General features: G+C 69.1%; 15 protein-coding genes. 9 read left to right on the forward strand and 6 right to left on the reverse strand.

All coding sequences use genetic code 11. The annotated features are described in order from the left end of the window. Nucleotides 1–78: 78 nt before the first annotated feature. The 3 genes from uvrC to ispG all read right to left on the reverse strand — a co-directional run bounded on the left by uvrC (nucleotide 79) and on the right by ispG (nucleotide 4,055). Nucleotides 79–1,986, reverse strand: a complete 1,908-nt coding sequence (gene uvrC / locus O5I81_RS16405) for an excinuclease ABC subunit UvrC (protein ID WP_271065935.1) — start codon at nucleotides 1,984–1,986, stop codon at nucleotides 79–81. Nucleotides 1,987–2,203: 217 nt separating this feature from the next. Continuing rightward, nucleotides 2,204–2,635: a hypothetical protein gene (locus tag O5I81_RS16410; RefSeq protein WP_271065936.1), complete on the reverse strand. Its 432-nt coding sequence runs from the start codon at nucleotides 2,633–2,635 to the stop codon at nucleotides 2,204–2,206. Between the two features lie 277 nt (nucleotides 2,636–2,912). Further along, nucleotides 2,913–4,055, reverse strand: a complete 1,143-nt coding sequence (gene ispG, locus O5I81_RS16415) for a flavodoxin-dependent (E)-4-hydroxy-3-methylbut-2-enyl-diphosphate synthase (RefSeq protein WP_271065937.1) — start codon at nucleotides 4,053–4,055, stop codon at nucleotides 2,913–2,915. A 129-nt stretch (nucleotides 4,056–4,184) separates the two neighbouring features. Here ispG and O5I81_RS16420 point away from each other — a divergent pair, with 129 nt between their 5' ends. Both O5I81_RS16420 and O5I81_RS16425 read left to right on the forward strand, forming a co-directional pair. Then, complete coding sequence (locus O5I81_RS16420; protein ID WP_271065938.1) at nucleotides 4,185–4,961, forward strand: sulfite exporter TauE/SafE family protein; 777 nt, start codon at nucleotides 4,185–4,187, stop codon at nucleotides 4,959–4,961. A 49-nt stretch (nucleotides 4,962–5,010) separates the two neighbouring features. After that, on the forward strand, nucleotides 5,011–5,694 hold the full coding sequence (locus tag O5I81_RS16425; protein ID WP_271065939.1) for a TorF family putative porin: 684 nt from the start codon (nucleotides 5,011–5,013) through the stop codon (nucleotides 5,692–5,694). Here O5I81_RS16425 and O5I81_RS16430 read toward each other — a convergent pair. After that, on the reverse strand, nucleotides 5,691–7,418 hold the full coding sequence (locus tag O5I81_RS16430; protein ID WP_271065940.1) for an alpha/beta fold hydrolase: 1,728 nt from the start codon (nucleotides 7,416–7,418) through the stop codon (nucleotides 5,691–5,693). The genes O5I81_RS16425 and O5I81_RS16430 overlap by 4 nt on opposite strands. A 102-nt stretch (nucleotides 7,419–7,520) precedes the next feature. Between O5I81_RS16430 and O5I81_RS16435 the strand changes: the two genes are divergently transcribed. Together O5I81_RS16435 and O5I81_RS16440 are read left to right on the forward strand one after the other, a co-directional pair. Next, nucleotides 7,521–8,120: a DNA-3-methyladenine glycosylase I gene (locus O5I81_RS16435; RefSeq protein WP_271065941.1), complete on the forward strand. Its 600-nt coding sequence runs from the start codon at nucleotides 7,521–7,523 to the stop codon at nucleotides 8,118–8,120. Further along, complete coding sequence (locus tag O5I81_RS16440) at nucleotides 8,104–8,760, forward strand: ribonuclease HII (RefSeq protein WP_271065942.1); 657 nt, start codon at nucleotides 8,104–8,106, stop codon at nucleotides 8,758–8,760. Before O5I81_RS16435 ends, O5I81_RS16440 begins: the two co-directional genes overlap by 17 nt. A 204-nt stretch (nucleotides 8,761–8,964) precedes the next feature. On the opposite strand, the gene O5I81_RS16445 is transcribed toward O5I81_RS16440, so the two are convergent. Further along, nucleotides 8,965–10,131 carry an acyl-CoA dehydrogenase family protein gene (locus tag O5I81_RS16445; RefSeq protein ID WP_271065943.1) on the reverse strand — a complete coding sequence of 389 codons (1,167 nt, stop codon included), beginning with the start codon at nucleotides 10,129–10,131 and terminating at the stop codon, nucleotides 8,965–8,967. A 165-nt stretch (nucleotides 10,132–10,296) separates the two neighbouring features. Between O5I81_RS16445 and O5I81_RS16450 the strand changes: the two genes are divergently transcribed. Further along, nucleotides 10,297–11,376, forward strand: a complete 1,080-nt coding sequence (locus O5I81_RS16450; protein WP_271065944.1) for a site-specific DNA-methyltransferase — start codon at nucleotides 10,297–10,299, stop codon at nucleotides 11,374–11,376. Here the strand turns inward: O5I81_RS16450 and mutY are convergent. Then, nucleotides 11,373–12,416, reverse strand: a complete 1,044-nt coding sequence (mutY, locus tag O5I81_RS16455; protein WP_271065945.1) for an A/G-specific adenine glycosylase — start codon at nucleotides 12,414–12,416, stop codon at nucleotides 11,373–11,375. The genes O5I81_RS16450 and mutY overlap by 4 nt on opposite strands. A 106-nt stretch (nucleotides 12,417–12,522) precedes the next feature. Between mutY and O5I81_RS16460 the strand changes: the two genes are divergently transcribed. The 4 genes from O5I81_RS16460 (at nucleotide 12,523) to smc (ending at nucleotide 17,990) form a co-directional block, all read left to right on the forward strand. Beyond that, the gene (locus O5I81_RS16460; protein WP_271065946.1) at nucleotides 12,523–13,203 is read left to right on the forward strand and encodes a YceI family protein; all 681 of its coding nucleotides are present in this window, start codon (nucleotides 12,523–12,525) and stop codon (nucleotides 13,201–13,203) included. 33 nt (nucleotides 13,204–13,236) lie between these two features. After that, nucleotides 13,237–13,782, forward strand: coding sequence for a DciA family protein (locus O5I81_RS16465; protein ID WP_271065947.1), 546 nt, complete (start codon nucleotides 13,237–13,239; stop codon nucleotides 13,780–13,782). A 103-nt stretch (nucleotides 13,783–13,885) separates the two neighbouring features. Next, nucleotides 13,886–14,524, forward strand: coding sequence for a thioredoxin domain-containing protein (locus O5I81_RS16470; protein WP_271065948.1), 639 nt, complete (start codon nucleotides 13,886–13,888; stop codon nucleotides 14,522–14,524). Nucleotides 14,525–14,549: 25 nt separating this feature from the next. After that, the gene (gene smc / locus O5I81_RS16475; protein ID WP_271065949.1) at nucleotides 14,550–17,990 is read left to right on the forward strand and encodes a chromosome segregation protein SMC; all 3,441 of its coding nucleotides are present in this window, start codon (nucleotides 14,550–14,552) and stop codon (nucleotides 17,988–17,990) included. Nucleotides 17,991–18,014 lie beyond the last annotated feature (24 nt).

Genomic DNA, 18,014 nt, shown 5'->3' on the forward strand with positions numbered 1-18,014 from the left:
CCCATGCAACCATTGCATGAGGAGACGACGGTTCGTCCATTAAAGATTTACGGAGAAGGCCTTGCGGACGGCTCCCCCTCACTTCCTGAAAAAATCAAACACCCTTCGCGCCAGCGGCTCGTTCACCCCCGCCACCTTCATCAGGTCCTCCACGCTCGCCCGGCTCACCCCCCGCGCGGACCCGAACGCATGCAGCAGGGCCTTCTTCCGCCCCGGGCCGACGCCCTCGATCTCGTCCAGCGGGTTCTTGACCATCTCCTTACTGCGCTTGGCCCTGTGGGTGCCGATGGCGAACCTGTGGGCCTCGTCCCTCAGGCGCTGGAGGTAGTAGAGGATCGGGCTGCGGGGTTCGAGCATGAAGGGGGCGGCGGCGCCGGGGAGGAAGAAGCGTTCCAGGCCGGCGTCGCGGTCGGGGCCCTTGGCGACGCCGACCACGGGGATGTCGTCGACGCCGAGGTCGGCCATGATTTCCAGGGCGACGCTGAGCTGGCCGGCGCCGCCGTCGAGGAGGACGAGGTCGGGGCGGGGGGCGGAGACGTCGCCGCCGGCTTCCTCCTCCTTGACCAGGCGAGAGAAGCGGCGGCGCAGGACCTCCTTCATCATGCCGAAGTCGTCGCCGGGGGTGAGGTCCGTGCCCTTGATGTTGAACTTGCGGTACTGGTTCTTCTGGAAGCCCTCCGGGCCGGCGACGATCATGCCGCCCACCGCGTTGGTGCCCATGATGTGGCTGTTGTCGTAGACCTCGATGCGCTCGGGCGGGCCGTCGAGCTTGAAGGCCTCGGCGACGCCGGCCAGCAGCTTGGCCTGGGCGCTGCCCTCGGCCATGCGGCGGCCAAGCGCCTCGCGGGCGTTGGTCAGGGCCTCGTCGACCAGGCCGCGCTTTTCGCCGCGCTGGGGTTTGGCGATCTCGACCTTGCGGCCGCCCTTCATGCTGAAGGCCTCTTCCAGCAGTTCGATCTCGAAGGGGGCGTGGGAGACGAGGATCAGCTTGGGGATGGGCTTGTCGTCGTAGAACTGGCCGATGAAGGCGCCCATGACCTCGGCGTCGGTGTCGGATTTGTCGATGCGGGGGAAGTAGGCGCGGTTGCCCCAGTTCTGGCCGGCGCGGAAGAAGAAGACCTGGACGCAGGCCTGGCCGCCCTCGGCGTGGAGGGCGAAGACGTCGGCCTCCTCCAGGGTCTCGGGGTTGACGGTGGTTTCCTGGGCGACGGAGGCCAGGGCGCGGATGCGGTCGCGCAGGCGGGCGGCGAGCTCGAACTCCATGTCGTCGGAGGCGGCCTGCATCTGTTCGCTCATGCGGGCCATGACGGCGCGGGACTTGCCGCGCAGAAAGGCCTCGGCCTCGTCGACGAGCAGGGCGTAGTCGTCGGCCGCGATCAGGCCGGTGCAGGGGGCGGCGCAGCGGCGGATCTGGTGCAGCATGCAGGGGCGGGTGCGGGAATCGTAGACGCTGTCGCTGCAGGAGCGGATCAGGAAGGCCTTCTGCAGGGTGTTGAGCGTGCGGTTGACGGCGCCGGCGCTGGCGAAGGGGCCGAAGTAGTCGCCCTTGATCGTGTGGGCGCCGCGGTGCTTGCGCAGCTGCGGGGCGGCGTGGTCGCGGCGGATGACGATCTCGGGGAAGGACTTGTCGTCGCGTAAGAGGACGTTGAAGCGGGGCTTCAGCTGCTTGATCAGGTTGATCTCGAGCAGCAGGGCGTCGGTCTCGGTGCGGGTGGAGGCGAACTCCATCGAGCGGGTGAGATCGACCATGGTGGCGATGCGGTTGGTGTGGAAGCGGCCCTGCGCGTACTGGATGACGCGCTTTTTCAGGGAGCGGGCCTTGCCGACGTAGAGGCATTCGCCGTCCTCGCCGTACATGCGGTAGACGCCCGGGGCGTCCGGCAGGCGGGCGGCGTGGAACTTGATCAGTTCGGCGGCGCGGAGGGCTGCGGCCTCCGTGACGGGCAGGTGGTTGTCGGGGGTGGGGGTGTCGGTCGGGTCGCTCACGGGGAGCTATATAGGACGAGTCCGCGCGGTTGGCGCGGGGGGCTGGTGACGGGGGGTGGCAGCAACCACTGTCTCTCTCCGTTCCGACTATCCCGACGAAAGTCGGGACCCAGCTGGCAAACCAGAAGACAGGCTGGCGCTGATCAGAGCTGACCCGGAACCGTGAGCGGACACTGGGTCCCGACTTTCGTCGGGATGATCGGAGTTTGGGAGGGGCCTAAACCCCGTCCAGCTCCACGCCGCCGCGGCGCAGCTGGCCGACCATGCGCAGGGTGTCCTGGTACTGTTGCTCGGCCAGGCGTTTCATCGCCGGCTCGGCGAGCTTTTCTGAGCAGGTGAGGATGCCGCTGCGGCTGACGCGCTTGACGAAGCCCTTGTCGATCAGCCGGCCGACACAGCGGCGGGTGGTCTCGTAGGGCATGTGCAGGGAGCCGGCCAGGGCGTGGACGCTGATCGGCCGGCGCAGGTCTTCCGGCGCGATGGTGTCGATGCCGGCGTATCTGGCGGACAGGGCCGGGTCTTCCATCAGCGGCGCGATGTTGGCCTGCAGGATGGCGATGTAGACGACGGCCAGCGCGTAGTCGTGGTCGAGGTGGGCCGCCATGCTGATCATGGAGCGGAGGGTATAGTCGCCCCCGATCCGCGCCACCGCTCGGGCCTGGGTTCTACGTAGCTCGTCTCGCGACCGCATGGTCTATCCCCGGTTGCACGACAGGAAGGTCGGCCCGACTTGGGTTGAAATGGACGAACGCAAAACTCTGCGTCCGAACTCTACGCCTGATTGCAACTGAATGTGCGGATTTCGAACGGCGGGGACTGCCCCCAGACCCGCCGTCGTCAAACCGTTATGTAGTCTAGCCGACTCGGCGGAGCCCGAAACAAACGGGTTGCTCAGAATGGGTCAGGGTGGGCGGAACGGGGTGCGACTATTCCGCCGCCTGCAGTTCCGCCGCCGCTTTCGCCGCCTCGAGCTCGGCGGCCTTCTTCTCGACCAGCTCGACGATGTGGTCGACCATGGTCTCGTTGGATTGTTTATGGTCGGGCTTGCCGGCCATGTAGACCATGCCCGACCCGGCGCCGCCGCCGGTGAAGCCCAGATCGGTCATCAGCGCCTCGCCCGGGCCGTTGACCACGCAGCCGATGATGCTGAGCGACAGCGGGGTGGAGACGTGGGCCAGGCGTTCTTCGAGGGCCTCCACCGTCTTGATGACGTTGAAGCCCTGACGGGCGCAGCTGGGGCAGGCGATGATGTTGACGCCGCGGTGGCGCAGGCCCATCGACTTGAGAATATCGAAGCCGACCTTGATCTCCTCCACCGGGTCAGCGGCCAGGCTGACGCGGATGGTGTCGCCGATGCCGGCCCAGAGCAGGTTGCCGATGCCGATCGAGGACTTGACCGTGCCGGTGCGCAGGGCGCCGGCTTCGGTGATGCCCAGGTGCAGCGGGCAGTCTATGGCTTCGCTGAGCTGCTGGTAGGCGGCGACGGTCATGAAGATGTCGGAGGCCTTCACCGAGATCTTGAAGTCGTGGAAGTCGTGGTCCTGCAGGATGCGGGCGTGGCTGAGCGCGCTCTCGACCATGGCGTCGGGGCAGGGCTCGCCGTATTTTTCCAGAAGCTCGCGCTCCAGCGAGCCGGCGTTGACGCCGATGCGCATGGAACAGCCGTGGTCGCGGGCGGCCTGGATGACCTCGCGGACGCGGTCGGGGCTGCCGATGTTGCCGGGGTTGATGCGCAGGCAGGCGGCGCCGGCCTTGGCGGCCTCAATGCCGCGTTTGTAGTGGAAGTGGATGTCGGCGACGATCGGGACCTTCGACTCCCGCACGATGGTCGGCAAGGCGGCGGTGGATTCGACGTCGGGGCAGCTGACGCGGACGATGTCGGCCCCGGCCTCCTCCAGCTGGCGAACCTGGTCGATGGTGGCCGCCGCGTCGGCGGTGAGGGTGTTGGTCATCGACTGCACGGCGATCGGCGCGTCGCCGCCGACCGGCACCTTGCCGACCATGATCTGGCGGGACTTGCGGCGGTCGATGTGACGCCAGGGGCGGAGGAGGGTGTGGTCTTGGGCCATTGCGGGTAACTTAAGCCCTCAAGGGGCGTTTCCAAAGTGGTGAAGAGCCTCTATCGGGGGCGATAGATTTATTCCTATTCATTAGGTCGGTTTTAAGACGGTACTGCGAAGGCCAGCCTCGGAGCGCCCATGCAAGACTTCCTGCTGTTCTTTTTCGTCGGTTTCGGCGCCCAGATCGTCGATGGCGCCCTGGGCATGGCCTATGGCGTGGTCAGTTCGACGGTGCTGCTGGCCTTCGGCGTGCCGCCGGCCGCGGCCTCGGCCAGCGTTCATGCGGCCGAGGTATTCACCACCGCCACCTCCGCCGTCAGCCACGTCGCCCACAAGAACGTCAACTGGAAGATGTTCTTCCCCCTGACCATCGCCGGGGTGGTCGGCGGCGTGCTGGGGGCCTATGTGCTGACCAGCATCGACGGCAACACCATCAAACCCTTCATTGTCGTCTACCTGGGGATCATGGGCCTGGTCATCCTGTGGCGAGCCTGGAAGGGCGCCAGCAAGACGCCGACCTCGCCCAAGCTGATCGCGCCGCTCGGCCTGGTCGGCGGCTTCTGCGACGCCACGGGCGGCGGCGGCTGGGGTCCGACGGTGACCAGCGCCCTGGTCGGCACCGGCACCGAGCCGCGCTATTCGATCGGCACCGTCAACACCGCCGAGTTCTTCGTCACCGTGGCCATCTCGGTGGCCTTTGTCACCGCCCTGCTCACCGGCCACTGGGACAAGACCGGCGGGCTGATGCAGCACGCCGCCGCCGTGGCCGGACTGGTCGTCGGCGGGGTGCTGGCCGCGCCCCTGGCCGGCTGGGTGGTCAAGATCGTGCCGGTGAAGATCTTCACCTGGATGGTGGGGTTCCTGGTGCTGTTCCTCTGCCTCTATCAGGGCCTGAGACTGTTCAAGATTATCTGACGTCTACGGACGGCTTGCCACCAGCGGGCCAGCGCCCTATCTGCGCCTTATGCTCCGGACACTGACGACCTTCGCTGGCCTGTCCCTGGCCGCCCTGCCCGGCGCCGCCCTGGCCCAGGACGACAAGCCCTGGGCCGTCAAGGCGACGCTGGCCAGCGAGTATATCTCCAAGGGCGCGGGCAAGAGCGCCGGCGATCCGGTGCTGCAGCTCGATGCTTCCTACGACTTCAAGCCGGTCTACATCGGCGCCTGGGCCAGCGGCGCCGACACCTCGCAGGGCGGCGATTCCGAGGTGCATGCCTATATCGGCGCCAGGCTGGCGGCCGGAGAAGTGAAGTTCGACCTGCGGGCCATGGCCAAGACCATGCCGGGCACGGCCGACGGGTTCCAGAGCGAGTGGCTTGAACTGCGGGCCGAGGCGTCCGTGCCGCTGGCGGGAACCGACCTGCGCCTGCGCGTCGAATACAGCCCCGACAACTACGCCGCCACAGAGGCCGCCTGGTGGATCGAGACCCAGGCCAGCCGCGAGCTGGCCGAAAACTGGAAGGTTTCCGCCGCCTACGGACTGCGCGAGCAGGACGGCGGCGCCGACTACCGCGCCTGGAACGCCGGGGTGACCTGGAAGGCCACGGACAGGCTGGCGCTGGACCTGCGCTGGTACGATACCGACAGCCATGAGCGGGGCGTCAACTACGACGGGCGGGTCTATCTCGCCGCGACGATCGCTTTCTAGCGCTCCTCGAACCCGCTGAGCATCTGGCGCATGCGGTCCATGGCTTCTCTTGCCGGGCCGCTGATGCGGGACATCTGCTGATCCACCTCGGTGATCGCCGCCCCCGCCCCGCCGGCCGCGCGGGCGGCGAGGGTGGCGGCCCGAAAGTCGGTGACCGGACAGGCCCCGCCGAAGGCCCACCAGCGCCGGTCGCCCTGCCCCTGCTGCAGCACGCAGCGGCGATCGGGGGCGAGGCTGAGCCAGACCACGGCGCGGAAGTCGTCCAGCGCCGTGCCGGCGAAGTCGTCATGACCGATCAACCCGTTGCTGGCGGCGGTGGTGTCGATGCTTTCGAGGCCGTCGACGAGCACCAGCTGACGGGCGTCGCCCACACGTCGCATGCCGTTGATCTGGGCCGAAAACATCAGCGCCTTGTCGCGGCTGGAGGCATAGAGGGTGAAGCGCCCGCCGGCCTGGCGCACGCGCGGCCAGGCCTTGTCGAAATCATCGACGCCGACGTCTGGCGCCGCCAGCACCACCTCATCGAACAGCGGCGGCGCGCCGGCCGGCGGCGGGGCGATCTTCTGCAAGGCGTTCAGCAGCGGCCGGTTACCCATCGAATGGGCGATGAGGGTGATGCGCTCGGCCCCGGTCTTCGTCGCCACGTCCCGCAGGAAGTCAGCCAGGGTGCTGGCCTCGCGGTCGCTTTCGGACTCCCTTGCGTCGTCGCCATAGCCGAAGACGTCGCCGCGCGAGGGCCAACTGTAGAGGATCGGCGCGCCGTCGAACTTCAGGTCGGCAGCCAGCTGGGCGGTGCGCAGGGCGCCATTCTCGAAGCTGGAGTTGAAGCCGTGGATGAAGACGAAGGCCTCCTTCTCGCGCGACCGGCCGACGGCGCCGGCCACCTCGCCGAGGAAGCCCTCGCGGGTGGAGATCGGGGCCAGGCTGGTCAGGATGAAGTGCTTTTCCGGGTCGGCCCTGAGGGTCAGGGTGAAGACCGACGGGGTGGGGATCTCGCCCACCTGCCGCCGGCTGGGGACGCTGACCACCGCCTTGCCAAAGACCATCGGCCCGCGCTTGCCGCCGTAGAAGCTGGCCGGCAGGGCCGAGCCGGTCGGGCGGCGCTCGGTGGCGTAGTAGACGGTGACCTTCTGGAAGGGCTTGCGGTCATCGACCCGCCGGGCCGGGGCGGGCGGCGAACCGGGCGGGGGTGGCGGCGGAGGGGGCGGAATGTCGCCGTTGCCGCCGAGATCGACGCCCCTGGCGGTGGCAGTCCTGGCGTACTGGGCGCTGGTCCTGTCGAGGGCGGCGACCAGCGGGTCGTTGGGACCTAGCGCGCCCGTGGCGATGGACGAGGCTTCCTCGAGGTTCCAGACGGCATCGGCGTACTGGCCGTCGGCGAACTGGGCGGCGCCCAGCAGGCGGTGAATTTCGATCAACGACGCGTGACGGGGGCCACGGCTGGCGCGTCCCTCCTCGATCGCCAGATCGTAGGCCTGGGCCGCCGCCTTGCGCCGACCCAGGCGGTCGAGGGCTTTGCCGACGGCGACATAGTAGTCGATCACCGCATCCGGGCCGATGAGCTTCAGGGCTTCGACGACCGAGGGATCCTTCCAGTCCCGCAGCAGTGTGGCGGCGTCGCCCTTCTCGGCGGCGGCCATGACGCCGGACAGACTGGCGGCGGCGGCCGTCACCGGCGCGACCAGCAGGGTCAGCGCTGCAAACAGTGCGATCAGTCGTTTCATGGTCCGCCCCATTGCCTCAAGCCCAAGAGTAATCGGCCGGAAACTCGCGGGTCATCCCCAGATGCGGGGTGTGTTCGCCCGGAACATGCTAGGAACATCGCCATGACCGACGGCTTGATTCGCTGCCCCTGGCCCGGCGTGAAGGACCAGATCTATATCGACTACCACGACACCGAATGGGGCGTGCCCGAGTGGGACGCCCGGGCGCTGTGGGAGAAGCTGGTGCTGGACGGGTTCCAGGCCGGGCTGTCGTGGATCACCATCCTCAAGAAGCGCGAGGCCTTCCGCCTGGCCTTCGACGACTTCGATCCGGAGAAGGTGGCCCGCTACGGCGACGCGGATCGCGCCCGGCTGATGGCGGATGCGGGCATCGTCCGCTCCAACGCCAAGATCGACATGGCCATCAATGGCGCCCGGCTGTGGCTCGACATGCGTGAGAAGGGCGAGGATTTCAGCGCCTTCCTCTGGGACTTCGTGGGCGGGGCGCCGATCCAGAACCAGTGGACGTCCTTCAAGGAGGCGCCGGTCAAGACGCCGCAGGCCGAGGCGATGGCCAAGGCCTTGAAACAGAAGGGCTTCAAGTTTACCGGGCCGGTGATCGTCTATGCCTTCATGCAGGCGGTCGGGATGGTCAACGATCACCAGACGACCTGTTTCCGCCACGAAGAGTGCCGACACCTCGCCCATGGCCAAAAAGCCTGATCTTCTGCTGGAACGCGCCTGCCCCGGCCCCGTCTGCGGCGTGGATGAGGCCGGCCGTGGGCCGCTGGCCGGGCCGGTCAGCGCCGGGGCGGTGATCTTCGATCCTCAGCTGCGGCTGCCCAAGGGGCTGAACGACTCCAAGAAGCTGACCCACAAGCAGCGCGAGGAGCTGGAGTTCGAGATCAAGCTGAAGGCGGTGGCGTTCGGCGTGGGGTTCGCCTCGGTCGAGGAGATCGCCGAGCTGAACATCCTGCATGCGGCGGGCCTGGCCATGTGCCGGGCCATCGAGGCGCTGTCGGTGAAGCCGGTCTATGCGCTGGTTGACGGCAACTACCGGTTCAAGCTGCCCTGTGAGGTGAAGACAGTGGTCGGCGGCGACGGAATTTCCGCCTCGATCGCGGCGGCGTCGATCCTGGCCAAGGTGGCGCGCGACCGGGTGATGGTGGCGCTGGACGCCGAGCATCCGGGGTATGGGTTCGCCAGCCACAAGGGCTACAGCGCCAAGGCCCACTTCGCGGCGTTGCGGGAACTGGGGCCTTGTCCGCAGCACCGGCTGAGCTGGGGCGCGGTACGGGAGGTGTGCGGTTTGCCACCGCTGGTTCCAGAGTTGCCGCTCGAAAATCCTCCTTCGGCCGCGTAGCGGACGAGGGAGGGGGACCGCGACCGAAGGTCATGGTGGAGGGGGCAGCGCCGGCCTGTCTGGTTGAAGAGCGTTCTGGCGCAGGCCGCGACGACTGCGTTCATAGCAATCCCATCCGCCGGTGCTGCCCCCTCCACCACCGGCCCTGAGTCGGGCCGGCGGTCCCCCTCCCCCGCCGCTGCGCGCCGGAGGAGGAATTGCGTCCTAAATCCCCATCTGCCGCGCCGCGAGATCGCGCATGATCTCCTCGCTGCCGCCACCGATCGCGTAGACCCGCACCTCGCGGTAGATCCGCTCCACCCGGCCGCCCCGCATGTAGCCGTTGCCGCCCATCACCTGCATGGCCTCGCGGGCGCAATATTCCATGGTCTCGGTGGCCTGGACCTTGAGCAGGGCGATCTCGGCGATGGGCTTCTCGCCCTGCTGCACGCGCCAGGCCAGGGTTTCCAGCCAGGACTGGGTGGCGTTGATGCGCTTGTACATGTCGGCCAGCTTGTGGCGGATGACCTGGTGGTCGGCGAGGCGTTTGCCGAAGGTCTTGCGCTCCTGGGCCCAGGCAAGCGCGTCTTCCAGGCAGACCTTGGAGAAGCCGATAGCCCCGGCGGTCATGCCGATCCGCTCGGAGTTGAAGTTGTTCATGATGCCGGCGAAGCCCTGGTTCTCGGCCCCGATCAGGTTCTCGACCGGCACCCGCACGTCGTCGAAATAGAGGGCGGCGGTATCGGACGCCCACCAGCCCTGCTTCTTCAGCGGGGTGCGGGTGAAGCCCGGCCGGTCGCGTTCGATCAGCAGCAGGGAGACGCCGCCGGCCCCCTCCCCGCCGGTGCGCACGGCGACGGTGTAGTAGTCGGCCCGCATGCCCGAGGTGATGAACATCTTGCTGCCGTTGACGACGTACTCGTCGCCCTCGCGCCGGGCCGTGGTCTTGAGGTTCGCGACGTCCGAGCCGCCGGTGGGTTCGGTGATGGCGAGGGCGCTGATCTTCTCGCCGGACAGCACCTGCGGGATGATGCGGTCCTTCATCTCCTGCGTGCCCAGAGTGCGGATCGGCGGCAGGCCGATGCCATGGCTCATCAGGCTGGCGTTGATGCCGCCGGCGCCATGCCGGGCCATCTCGGTCGAGGTGACGATGGACATGAAGGGATCGGTGGGGATGCCGCCATACTCCTCAGGCCAGCCGAGGCGCAGCAGGCCGATCTCCGACGCCTTCTGGTAAAGCTCGCGCGGAAATTCCCCCGCCTCGTCCCACTGGTCGGCGAAGGGCATGATCTCCTTCTCGACCCAGCGCCGCAGGGTGTCGCCCCAGGCGCGGTGGTGGTCCTGGTAGAAGGGGCTGAGGCGCGATTGGTAGAGGTGGTCGAGGGCGGCCATGGTGTTTCCCTTAGCCTCTCTGGCGGAGGCGCTTCGCAGACCATCCACGATTTCCCCGCACGGAAGTCGAGAGGCGACAGCGGTAACCTTTCGCTAACCACGTCCCGTAACCCGGCCTTCACCACGACTCCCGAGAATGATCGGACTCATTTGACGGGGTTACCAATGGCGTTCGGGTCCGAGACTATCATCCAAGGCGACTGCATCGAGCAGCTGCGGGCCCTGCCCGACCGCTCCGTCGACCTGGTCTTCGCCGACCCGCCCTATAACCTGCAGCTGGGCGGCGACCTGCTGCGGCCCGACAATTCCAAGGTCGACGCGGTCGACGACCACTGGGACCAGTTCGAGAGCTTCGCCGCCTACGACAAGTTCACCCGCGAGTGGATGAAGGAGTGCCAGCGCGTCCTCAAGGACGACGGCGCCCTGTGGGTGATCGGCAGCTATCACAACATCTTCCGCGTCGGCGTGGCGCTGCAGGACCTGGGGTTCTGGATCCTCAACGACGTGGTCTGGCGCAAGTCCAACCCGATGCCGAACTTCAAGGGCACCCGGTTCACCAACGCCCATGAGACGCTGATCTGGGCCTCGAAATCCAAGGGCGGCAAGCGCTACACCTTCAACTACGACGCCCTGAAGGTGTTCAACGACGACACCCAGATGCGGTCGGACTGGACCATCCCGCTGTGCACCGGTGACGAGCGGGTCAAGAAGGCGGACGGCAGCAAGGCCCACCCGACCCAGAAGCCCGAGGCCCTGCTGCACCGGGTGCTGCTGGCCACCACCAAGCCCGGCGACATCGTGCTGGATCCCTTCTTCGGCTCGGGCTCGACCGGCGCGGCGGCCAAGCGGCTGGGCCGCAAGTTCATCGGCATCGAGCGCGAGGCCGAGTACATCGCCGTCGCCAAAGAACGCATCGCCAAGGTTCAGCCGGTGGCGCCGCAGGACCTGGAAGTCATGGGCTCCAAGCGGTCGGAGCCGCGGGTGCCGTTCGGCCAGCTGGTCGAGGCCGGCCTGCTTCAGCCGGGCGACGAACTGTGGTGCCCCAAGGGGTTGAAGGCGGCGCGCGTGCGGGCCGACGGCAGCCTGGCGGTCGGCGACCTGACCGGTTCGATCCACAAGATGGGCGCGATGATGGAGAACGCCCCGGCCTGCAACGGCTGGACCTACTGGCGCTTCAAGACCGACGCCGGCCTGGCCCCCATCGATGTGCTGCGTAGCAAGGTCCGCGCCGGGATGGCCGCCTAGAGCAGGCGGGGGCTGAGCAAGGCCTGGCGCGCCGCCTTCAGGAAGACCGACGGCAGGGCGTCCAGCCCTTCCGTCGGCGTCCAGACGACGCCCGGCGCATCGCCTTCGGCCCGCAGAACCCTCAGGGTCAGCGAGAAGTGGGTGAAGACGTGCTCGATCTCGCCGGCCTCCCGCCAGGCGGCGTTGGCGGGCGCGCCGTCGCCGGGTGATGGCTGGGCCGTGGTCCAGTCGCTGGTGGGCAGGCCGAGCATCCCGCCGAGCAGGCCCTTGTCCGGCCGGCGGACCAGGGCGACCTCGTCACCACGGGTCAACACATAGGCGATACCGAAGCGCCGCGGCCGGGCGGCCTTCTTTGTCTTGCGCGGAAACGTGTCCTGGTCGCCGCGCCCAAAGGCGGCGCAGTGCATGGAGACCGGGCAGCGATCACAGATCGGCGACTTCGGTTTACAGACCGTGGCCCCCAGATCCATCAGCGCCTGGGCCCAATCCCCGGGGCGGTGGGCGTCGATCAGATCGCCAGCCAGGGCCTTGAGCTCCGGCTTGCTGTCCGGCATCGGTTCCTCGACGGCGAACAGGCGGCTCATCACCCGTTCGACATTGCCATCGACGACGTTGGCGGCGCGGTCGAAGGCGATGGCCGCCACGGCGGCGGCCGTATAAGCCCCGACGCCCGGCAGCGCCCGCAAGCCCTCTTCGGTGTCCGGAAAGACGCCGCCGTGCTCGCGGGCCACGGCGCGGGCGCAGGCCAGCAGGTTGCGGGCCCGGGCGTAGTAGCCAAGGCCCGCCCAGGCGGCCATCAGGTCTCCGTCCTCGACCGCCGCCAGGTCGCTGACGGTCGGCCAGCGGCGGGTGAAGCTCAGGAAGTACGGCGTCGCGTGCGGCACGGTCGTCTGCTGCAGCATCACCTCCGACAGCCACACCCGGTAGGGATCGGCCTTCACCCCGGCGGCATGGTCGCGCGGACCGACGCGCCAAGGCAGGTCGCGGGCGTTGTCGTCATACCAGGCCAGCAGGCGGGCGCGCAGATCGGCGGTGTTCACGACAGGCGACCTAGCACGGCGCGACAAATTTTCGAGGCCCGGCTGTCGGAACCGTCTTGCGCCGGTCGTCCTCAGTGCCGAAGACCGAAGCGAAGAGGTATCCGACATGCGCCGTCTGCTCACCGCCCTGCCCGTCCTGATTCTGCTGGCCGCCGGCCCGTCCGCCGCCAAGCCCGCCGAAGCCCCGAAGGCCGGGGCCGTAGCGGCGCCCGACATCCTGCCGGGGACCTACAAGGTTGATCTGGATCACTCGACCGTCATCTTCCGCGTCGATCACATCGGCATGTCGAACTTCACCGCCCAGTTCCGGGATTTCACCGGCGCGCTGACGCTCGACCCCGTCAGCCCCGAGGCCTCCTCGGTGACGGTGGACATCGACGTTACGTCGCTGCAGACCCCGGTGCGGTCGATCCCCGGCTTCGACAAGACCCTGACCGGTCCAGACTGGCTGGACGGCGCCGCCCATCCAAAGATCACCTTCAAGTCGACCAGGATCACCCGGACCGGACCGGACACCGCCGACATCACCGGCGATTTCACCCTCAAGGGCGTGACCCGGCCCATCGTCCTGAAGGCGAAGTTCAATGGCGGCTGGAAACCCAACGCCTATGACGGGGCCCGGGTCGGGTTCTCCGCCACCACCAGCTTCAAGCGCTCGGACTTCGGGATCGCCTACGGCGTCCCGGCCCCGGGAACCAGGCTGGGCGTCAGCGACGAGGTTCAGGTGGCCATCGAGACCGAATGGAGCCAGGGCAAGCCGACCGGCGAGGCGGCGCCGTCGCACTAGCCCGCCCGCCCTTCCGGACGGTATGATGACCCCATGCCGCCCCGCCGCCCCCTGCCCACCGCTGACGAAGCCGCGCAGATTCTGGCCCGGCGGCGAACCAAGCCGCAGCGGCGACCGCCGCCGCCGGCCGGACGCTCGCTGGCCCCGCTGATCAAGTCGCTGGACGAGCGGTTCGGCAAGGGCAGCGCCGGCCTGGCCGCCCGCTGGCGCGAGATCGTCGGCGAAACCCTGGCCCGCCACACCGAGCCGGTGCGGGTGGTCAAGGGCCGGGCCGGCCAGCCCTCGATCCTGGAGATCCGCGTCGCCGGCCCGGCCGCCGCCATCGTCCAGCACCAGGCTCCCGATATTCTCAGCCGCGTCGGCATGATGCTGGGCGACCCCAGCGTCTCGAAACTGCGCATCGTCCAGGGGCCGGTGAAGCCGGCGCCGGGGGCCAAACAGCAGGCCCGCAAGCGGCCGAAGGGGCCGCTGGATGCCGCCACGGAGGCGCAGCTGGCGCAGGGGCTTTCCGAGGCGCCGGATGGTCCCTTGAAGGCGGCACTGTTGCGTCTCGGCCGCGAGGTGCTGCGGGAACGTTGACTCTCAACGCTAGGCGCCGCATCGCGCCTTCCTATTGCCGCCTTCGTACGGTCAGCAGAATCGCCTTCTACTGATCCACTGCTTTTCGGGGAGCTTTGAGCCCATGGGCCTGTTCAACCGCCGCGCCGCCATCGGCGCCGCCATCGCCGTCACCCTCACCGCCGGCGCCAGCGTCGCGCTGGTCGGCTGCAACAAGGGGGGAGCCGGCGGCTCCGTCGACGGCGACATGACCCTCGGCGACGTCAACGCCAAGGTGAAGATGATCGAGTACGGCTCGCTGAGCTGCGTCCATTGCGCCAACTGGAACAAGGACGTCTTCCCGCAATTCAAGAAGAAGTACGTCGATACCGGCAAGATCCACTACACCTTCCGGCCCTACAAGCTCGGCCCGCAGGACAGCTACACGGCCGCCGGCGACCTGCTCGGCCGCTGCGCCGGCAAGGACAAGTACTTCAGCGTCATCGACGCCCTGTTCCACAGCCAGGAAGAGGCCTTCAGCGCCGCCGGCGGCGCCAAGCAGGTGCTGTTCAACGTCGGCGCCCAGGCCGGGCTGTCGGAAGACGCGGTGCGCGCCTGCCTCAGCGACGACAAGGCCCTGCTGGCCCTCGACAAGCGGCTGAACGAGCCCAAGGCCAAGGAAGTGAAATACACCCCGACCTTCTTCATCGGCGACCAGAAGTTCGAAAGCGAACTGCCGATGGCCGAGATCGACAAGGCCTACGCCAAGGCCGGCGGCAAATAGGTAAGGGAGACCCGAGGGTCCGACCGTGCAGTTCCAGAAGCTTCGTCTTACGGGCTTCAAGTCCTTCGTCGAGCCGACAGAGTTTCGGATCGAACCCGGACTCACGGGCGTGGTCGGACCCAACGGCTGCGGCAAGTCCAACCTGCTGGAAGCCCTGCGCTGGGTGATGGGCGCCAATTCCGCCAAGGCCATGCGGGCCGGCGGCATGGACGACGTCATCTTCAATGGGGCCGGCGCCCGGCCGCAACGCAGCCACGCCGAAGTCGCCCTGACCATCGACAACAGCGACCTGACGGCGCCGGCCGCCTTCAACCAGCATCCGGTGATCGAGGTCGTCCGCCGCATCGACCGGGGCGAGGGTTCGACCTATCGCATCAACGGCCGCGAAGTGCGGGCCCGCGACGTGCAGTTGCTGTTCGCCGATGCCTCGACGGGGGCCAACAGCCCGGCCCTGGTGCGCCAGGGCCAGATCAGCGAGCTGATCGCCGCCAAGCCGCAGAACCGCCGCCGCATCCTGGAAGAGGCCGGTGGCGTCTCGGGCCTGCACACCCGGCGCCATGAGGCCGAGCTGCGCCTGAAGGCGGCGGAGACCAACCTCAACCGGCTCGACGACATCATCCGCGAGCTGGACAGCAACCTCGGGCGGCTGAAGCGCGAGGCGCGGGCGGCCGAGAAGTACAAGCGGCTGTCGGCCGAGATCCGCGCCCTGCAGTCGGCGGTGCTGTTCAGCCGCTGGTCCGAGGCCCGCGACACTCTGCAGAGGGTCGAGGGCGAGACCCAGACGGCCGGCGCCCTGGTCGAGACCACCGCCCGCGAGGCCGCCGCCGCCAACACCGCCGCCGTCGCCGCCGACGAGGCGATCAAGCCGCTGCGCGAGGAGGCCACCGTCGCCGCCGCCATCCTTGGCCGCCTGGCCATCGAGCGCGACCGGGTCGAGCGCGAGGCCGAGGGCGCCCAGGCCGAGGTCGCCCGCCTGACCGCCGAGATCGCCCGCATCGACGCCGACGCCGCCCGCGAGGCCCATATCGTCGAGGACGCTGGCGCGGCGCTGGAACGGCTGGCCGCCGACATCGCCGCCGTCGAGGCCGAGATCGCCGCCGCGCCTTCAAGGATGCCCGAGCTGGAGGCCGAGGCGAAGGCCGCTGAAGAGGCCCGCGCCAAGGCCGATGGCGAGGTCGAACGACTGGCCGCCTCCGTCGCCGCCGACGAGGCTCGCCGCCGGGCCGCCGAGGCGCGGCTGGATGACGCCCGCTCGCGGCTGAACCGCACCGTCCGCGCGCTGGACCAGGCCAAGTCGGAACGGGCCGCCATCGCCCCGGCCAATGATCCCGAAGTCCAGGCCGCCAAGGCCAGGCTCACGGAAGCCGAGGGCCAGCTGGCCGAGGCCCGCGCCGCCGTCGAGGCGGCCGAGACCGCCCGCGGCGACGCCGCCCGCGCCGAACAGGCGGCCCGCGACGAGATGCGCAAGCTGGAGGACCAGCTGGGCCGCCTCAAGACCGAGGCCCGGGGCCTGGCCCAGCTGTCGGCCCGGCCGGCCAAGAGCAGCTACGCCCCGGCCCTCGACTCGGTGAAGCCGGGCAAGGGCTATGAGGCCGCCCTGGCCGCCGCCCTCGGCGAGGACCTGGATGCGGCCCTCGACGCCCGCGCCGCCGCCTACTGGGGCACGCGCGACCTCGCCGCCCCGACATGGCCGGCCGGCGCCGAACCGCTCGCTCCGCTGGTCGAGGCGCCGCCGGAACTGGCCACCCGGCTGGCCTTCACCGCCCTCGTCGCCCGGGCCGATGGACCCAAGCTGCAAGCCTCGCTGGAGCCCGGCTGCCGGCTGGTCAGCAAGGAAGGCGATCTCTGGCGCTGGGACGGCTTCGTGGCCCGGGCCGAGGCGCCCAAGCCGGCCGCCATCCGGCTTGAGCAGCGCAACCGCCTGGCCGAAGCGGAATCCGAGATCGAACGGCTGACGCCGCTGCATGAGGCGGCCTTGACCAAGGCCCGGGAAACGACCGCGGCCTTCAAGGCGGCCGAGGCCAATCTCGGCGCCGTGCGCGCCGCCCCGCGCGAGATCGAACGCACCCTGGCCGCCGCCCGCGACACCGTCGAACGCCTCGACCGCGAAGCCGCCCGCCGCGACGCCCGCGCCCAGTCGCTGGACGAGACCATCGCCCGTTTCGAGGCCGAACGGGTCGAGGCCCAGGCCGGCTTCGAAACCGCCGAGGCCGGCATCGATGGCGACGGCGGCGACAGCCTCTCGCCGATGCTGGACGACGCCCGCCGTAACGCCGCCGCCGCCCGCGAAGCCGCCGCGCAAGCCCGCTCGGCCCTCGACGCCGAACGCCGCGAGCGCGACGGCCGCGCCCGCCGGCTGGAAGGCCTGACCCGCGACCTCGAGGACTGGACCCGCCGCTCGGCCGCCGCCGCCCGCCGTATCGAGGCCCTCGACCAGGACCGGGTGAAGGCCCAGGGCCTGATGGCCCAGGCCAAGGACGCCCCCGGCCTGATCGAAGAGCGCCGCGCCAGACTGATGGACGAGTTCGGCGTCGCGGAGGCCCGTCGCGACAAGGCCGGCGACGCCCTCGACCAGGCCGAGACCGACCGCGCCGCCGCCGAGCGAGCCCTGCGCGCCGCCGAAGCCGCCGCCAGCGAGGCTCGCGAAGCCCGCGCCACCCTGACCGCCCGCCTCGACGCGGCCCGCGACCGCTTTGGCGAAATCGCCGGCAACATCCGCGAAGCCGCCAAGATGGAGCCCGAGGAACTGGGCCGCCGCATCGCCGAGGAGGCCGTCGCCGTCCCCAAGGACGCCGAGGGCATAGAGGCCCACCTGTTCCAACTGGAGCGCGAGCGCGAGGCCATCGGCGCGGTCAACCTGCGGGCCGAGGAAGAGAGCGTCGAACAGACCGCCCGCGTCCAGCAGATGAAGACCGAACGCGCCGACCTGACCGGCGCCATCGCCAAGCTTCGCGCCGGCATCGAGGAACTCAATGCCGAGGGCCGCACCCGCCTGCTGGCCGCCTTCGAGATCATCAACGGCCACTTCAAGACCCTCTTCCAGGCCCTGTTCGGCGGCGGCGAGGCCGAGCTTCGCCTGATCGAGAGCGACGACCCGCTGGAGGCCGGGCTGGAAATCTACGCCTGCCCGCCCGGTAAGCGCCTCTCGACCATGAGCCTGATGAGCGGCGGCGAGCAGGCCCTGACCGCCAGCGCCCTGATCTTCGGCGTCTTCCTGGCCAACCCGGCCCCGATCTGCGTGCTCGACGAGGTCGATGCGCCGCTCGATGACGCCAACGTCGACCGCTACTGCAACATGCTCAACGAGATGCGCCAGCGCACCCAGACCCGCTTCATCGCCATCACCCACAACGCGGTGACGATGAGCCGGATGGACCGCCTGTTCGGGGTGACCATGCCCGAGCGGGGGATCTCGCAACTGGTCAGTGTGGACCTGCAACAGGCCGAGGCGCTGGCGGCGGAGTAGCTGGCGCTTTCCCTTCTCCCGCTT

Origin of the sequence: Caulobacter sp. NIBR1757, assembly GCF_027912495.1 — a bacterium.
Lineage (GTDB): Bacteria > Pseudomonadota > Alphaproteobacteria > Caulobacterales > Caulobacteraceae > Caulobacter.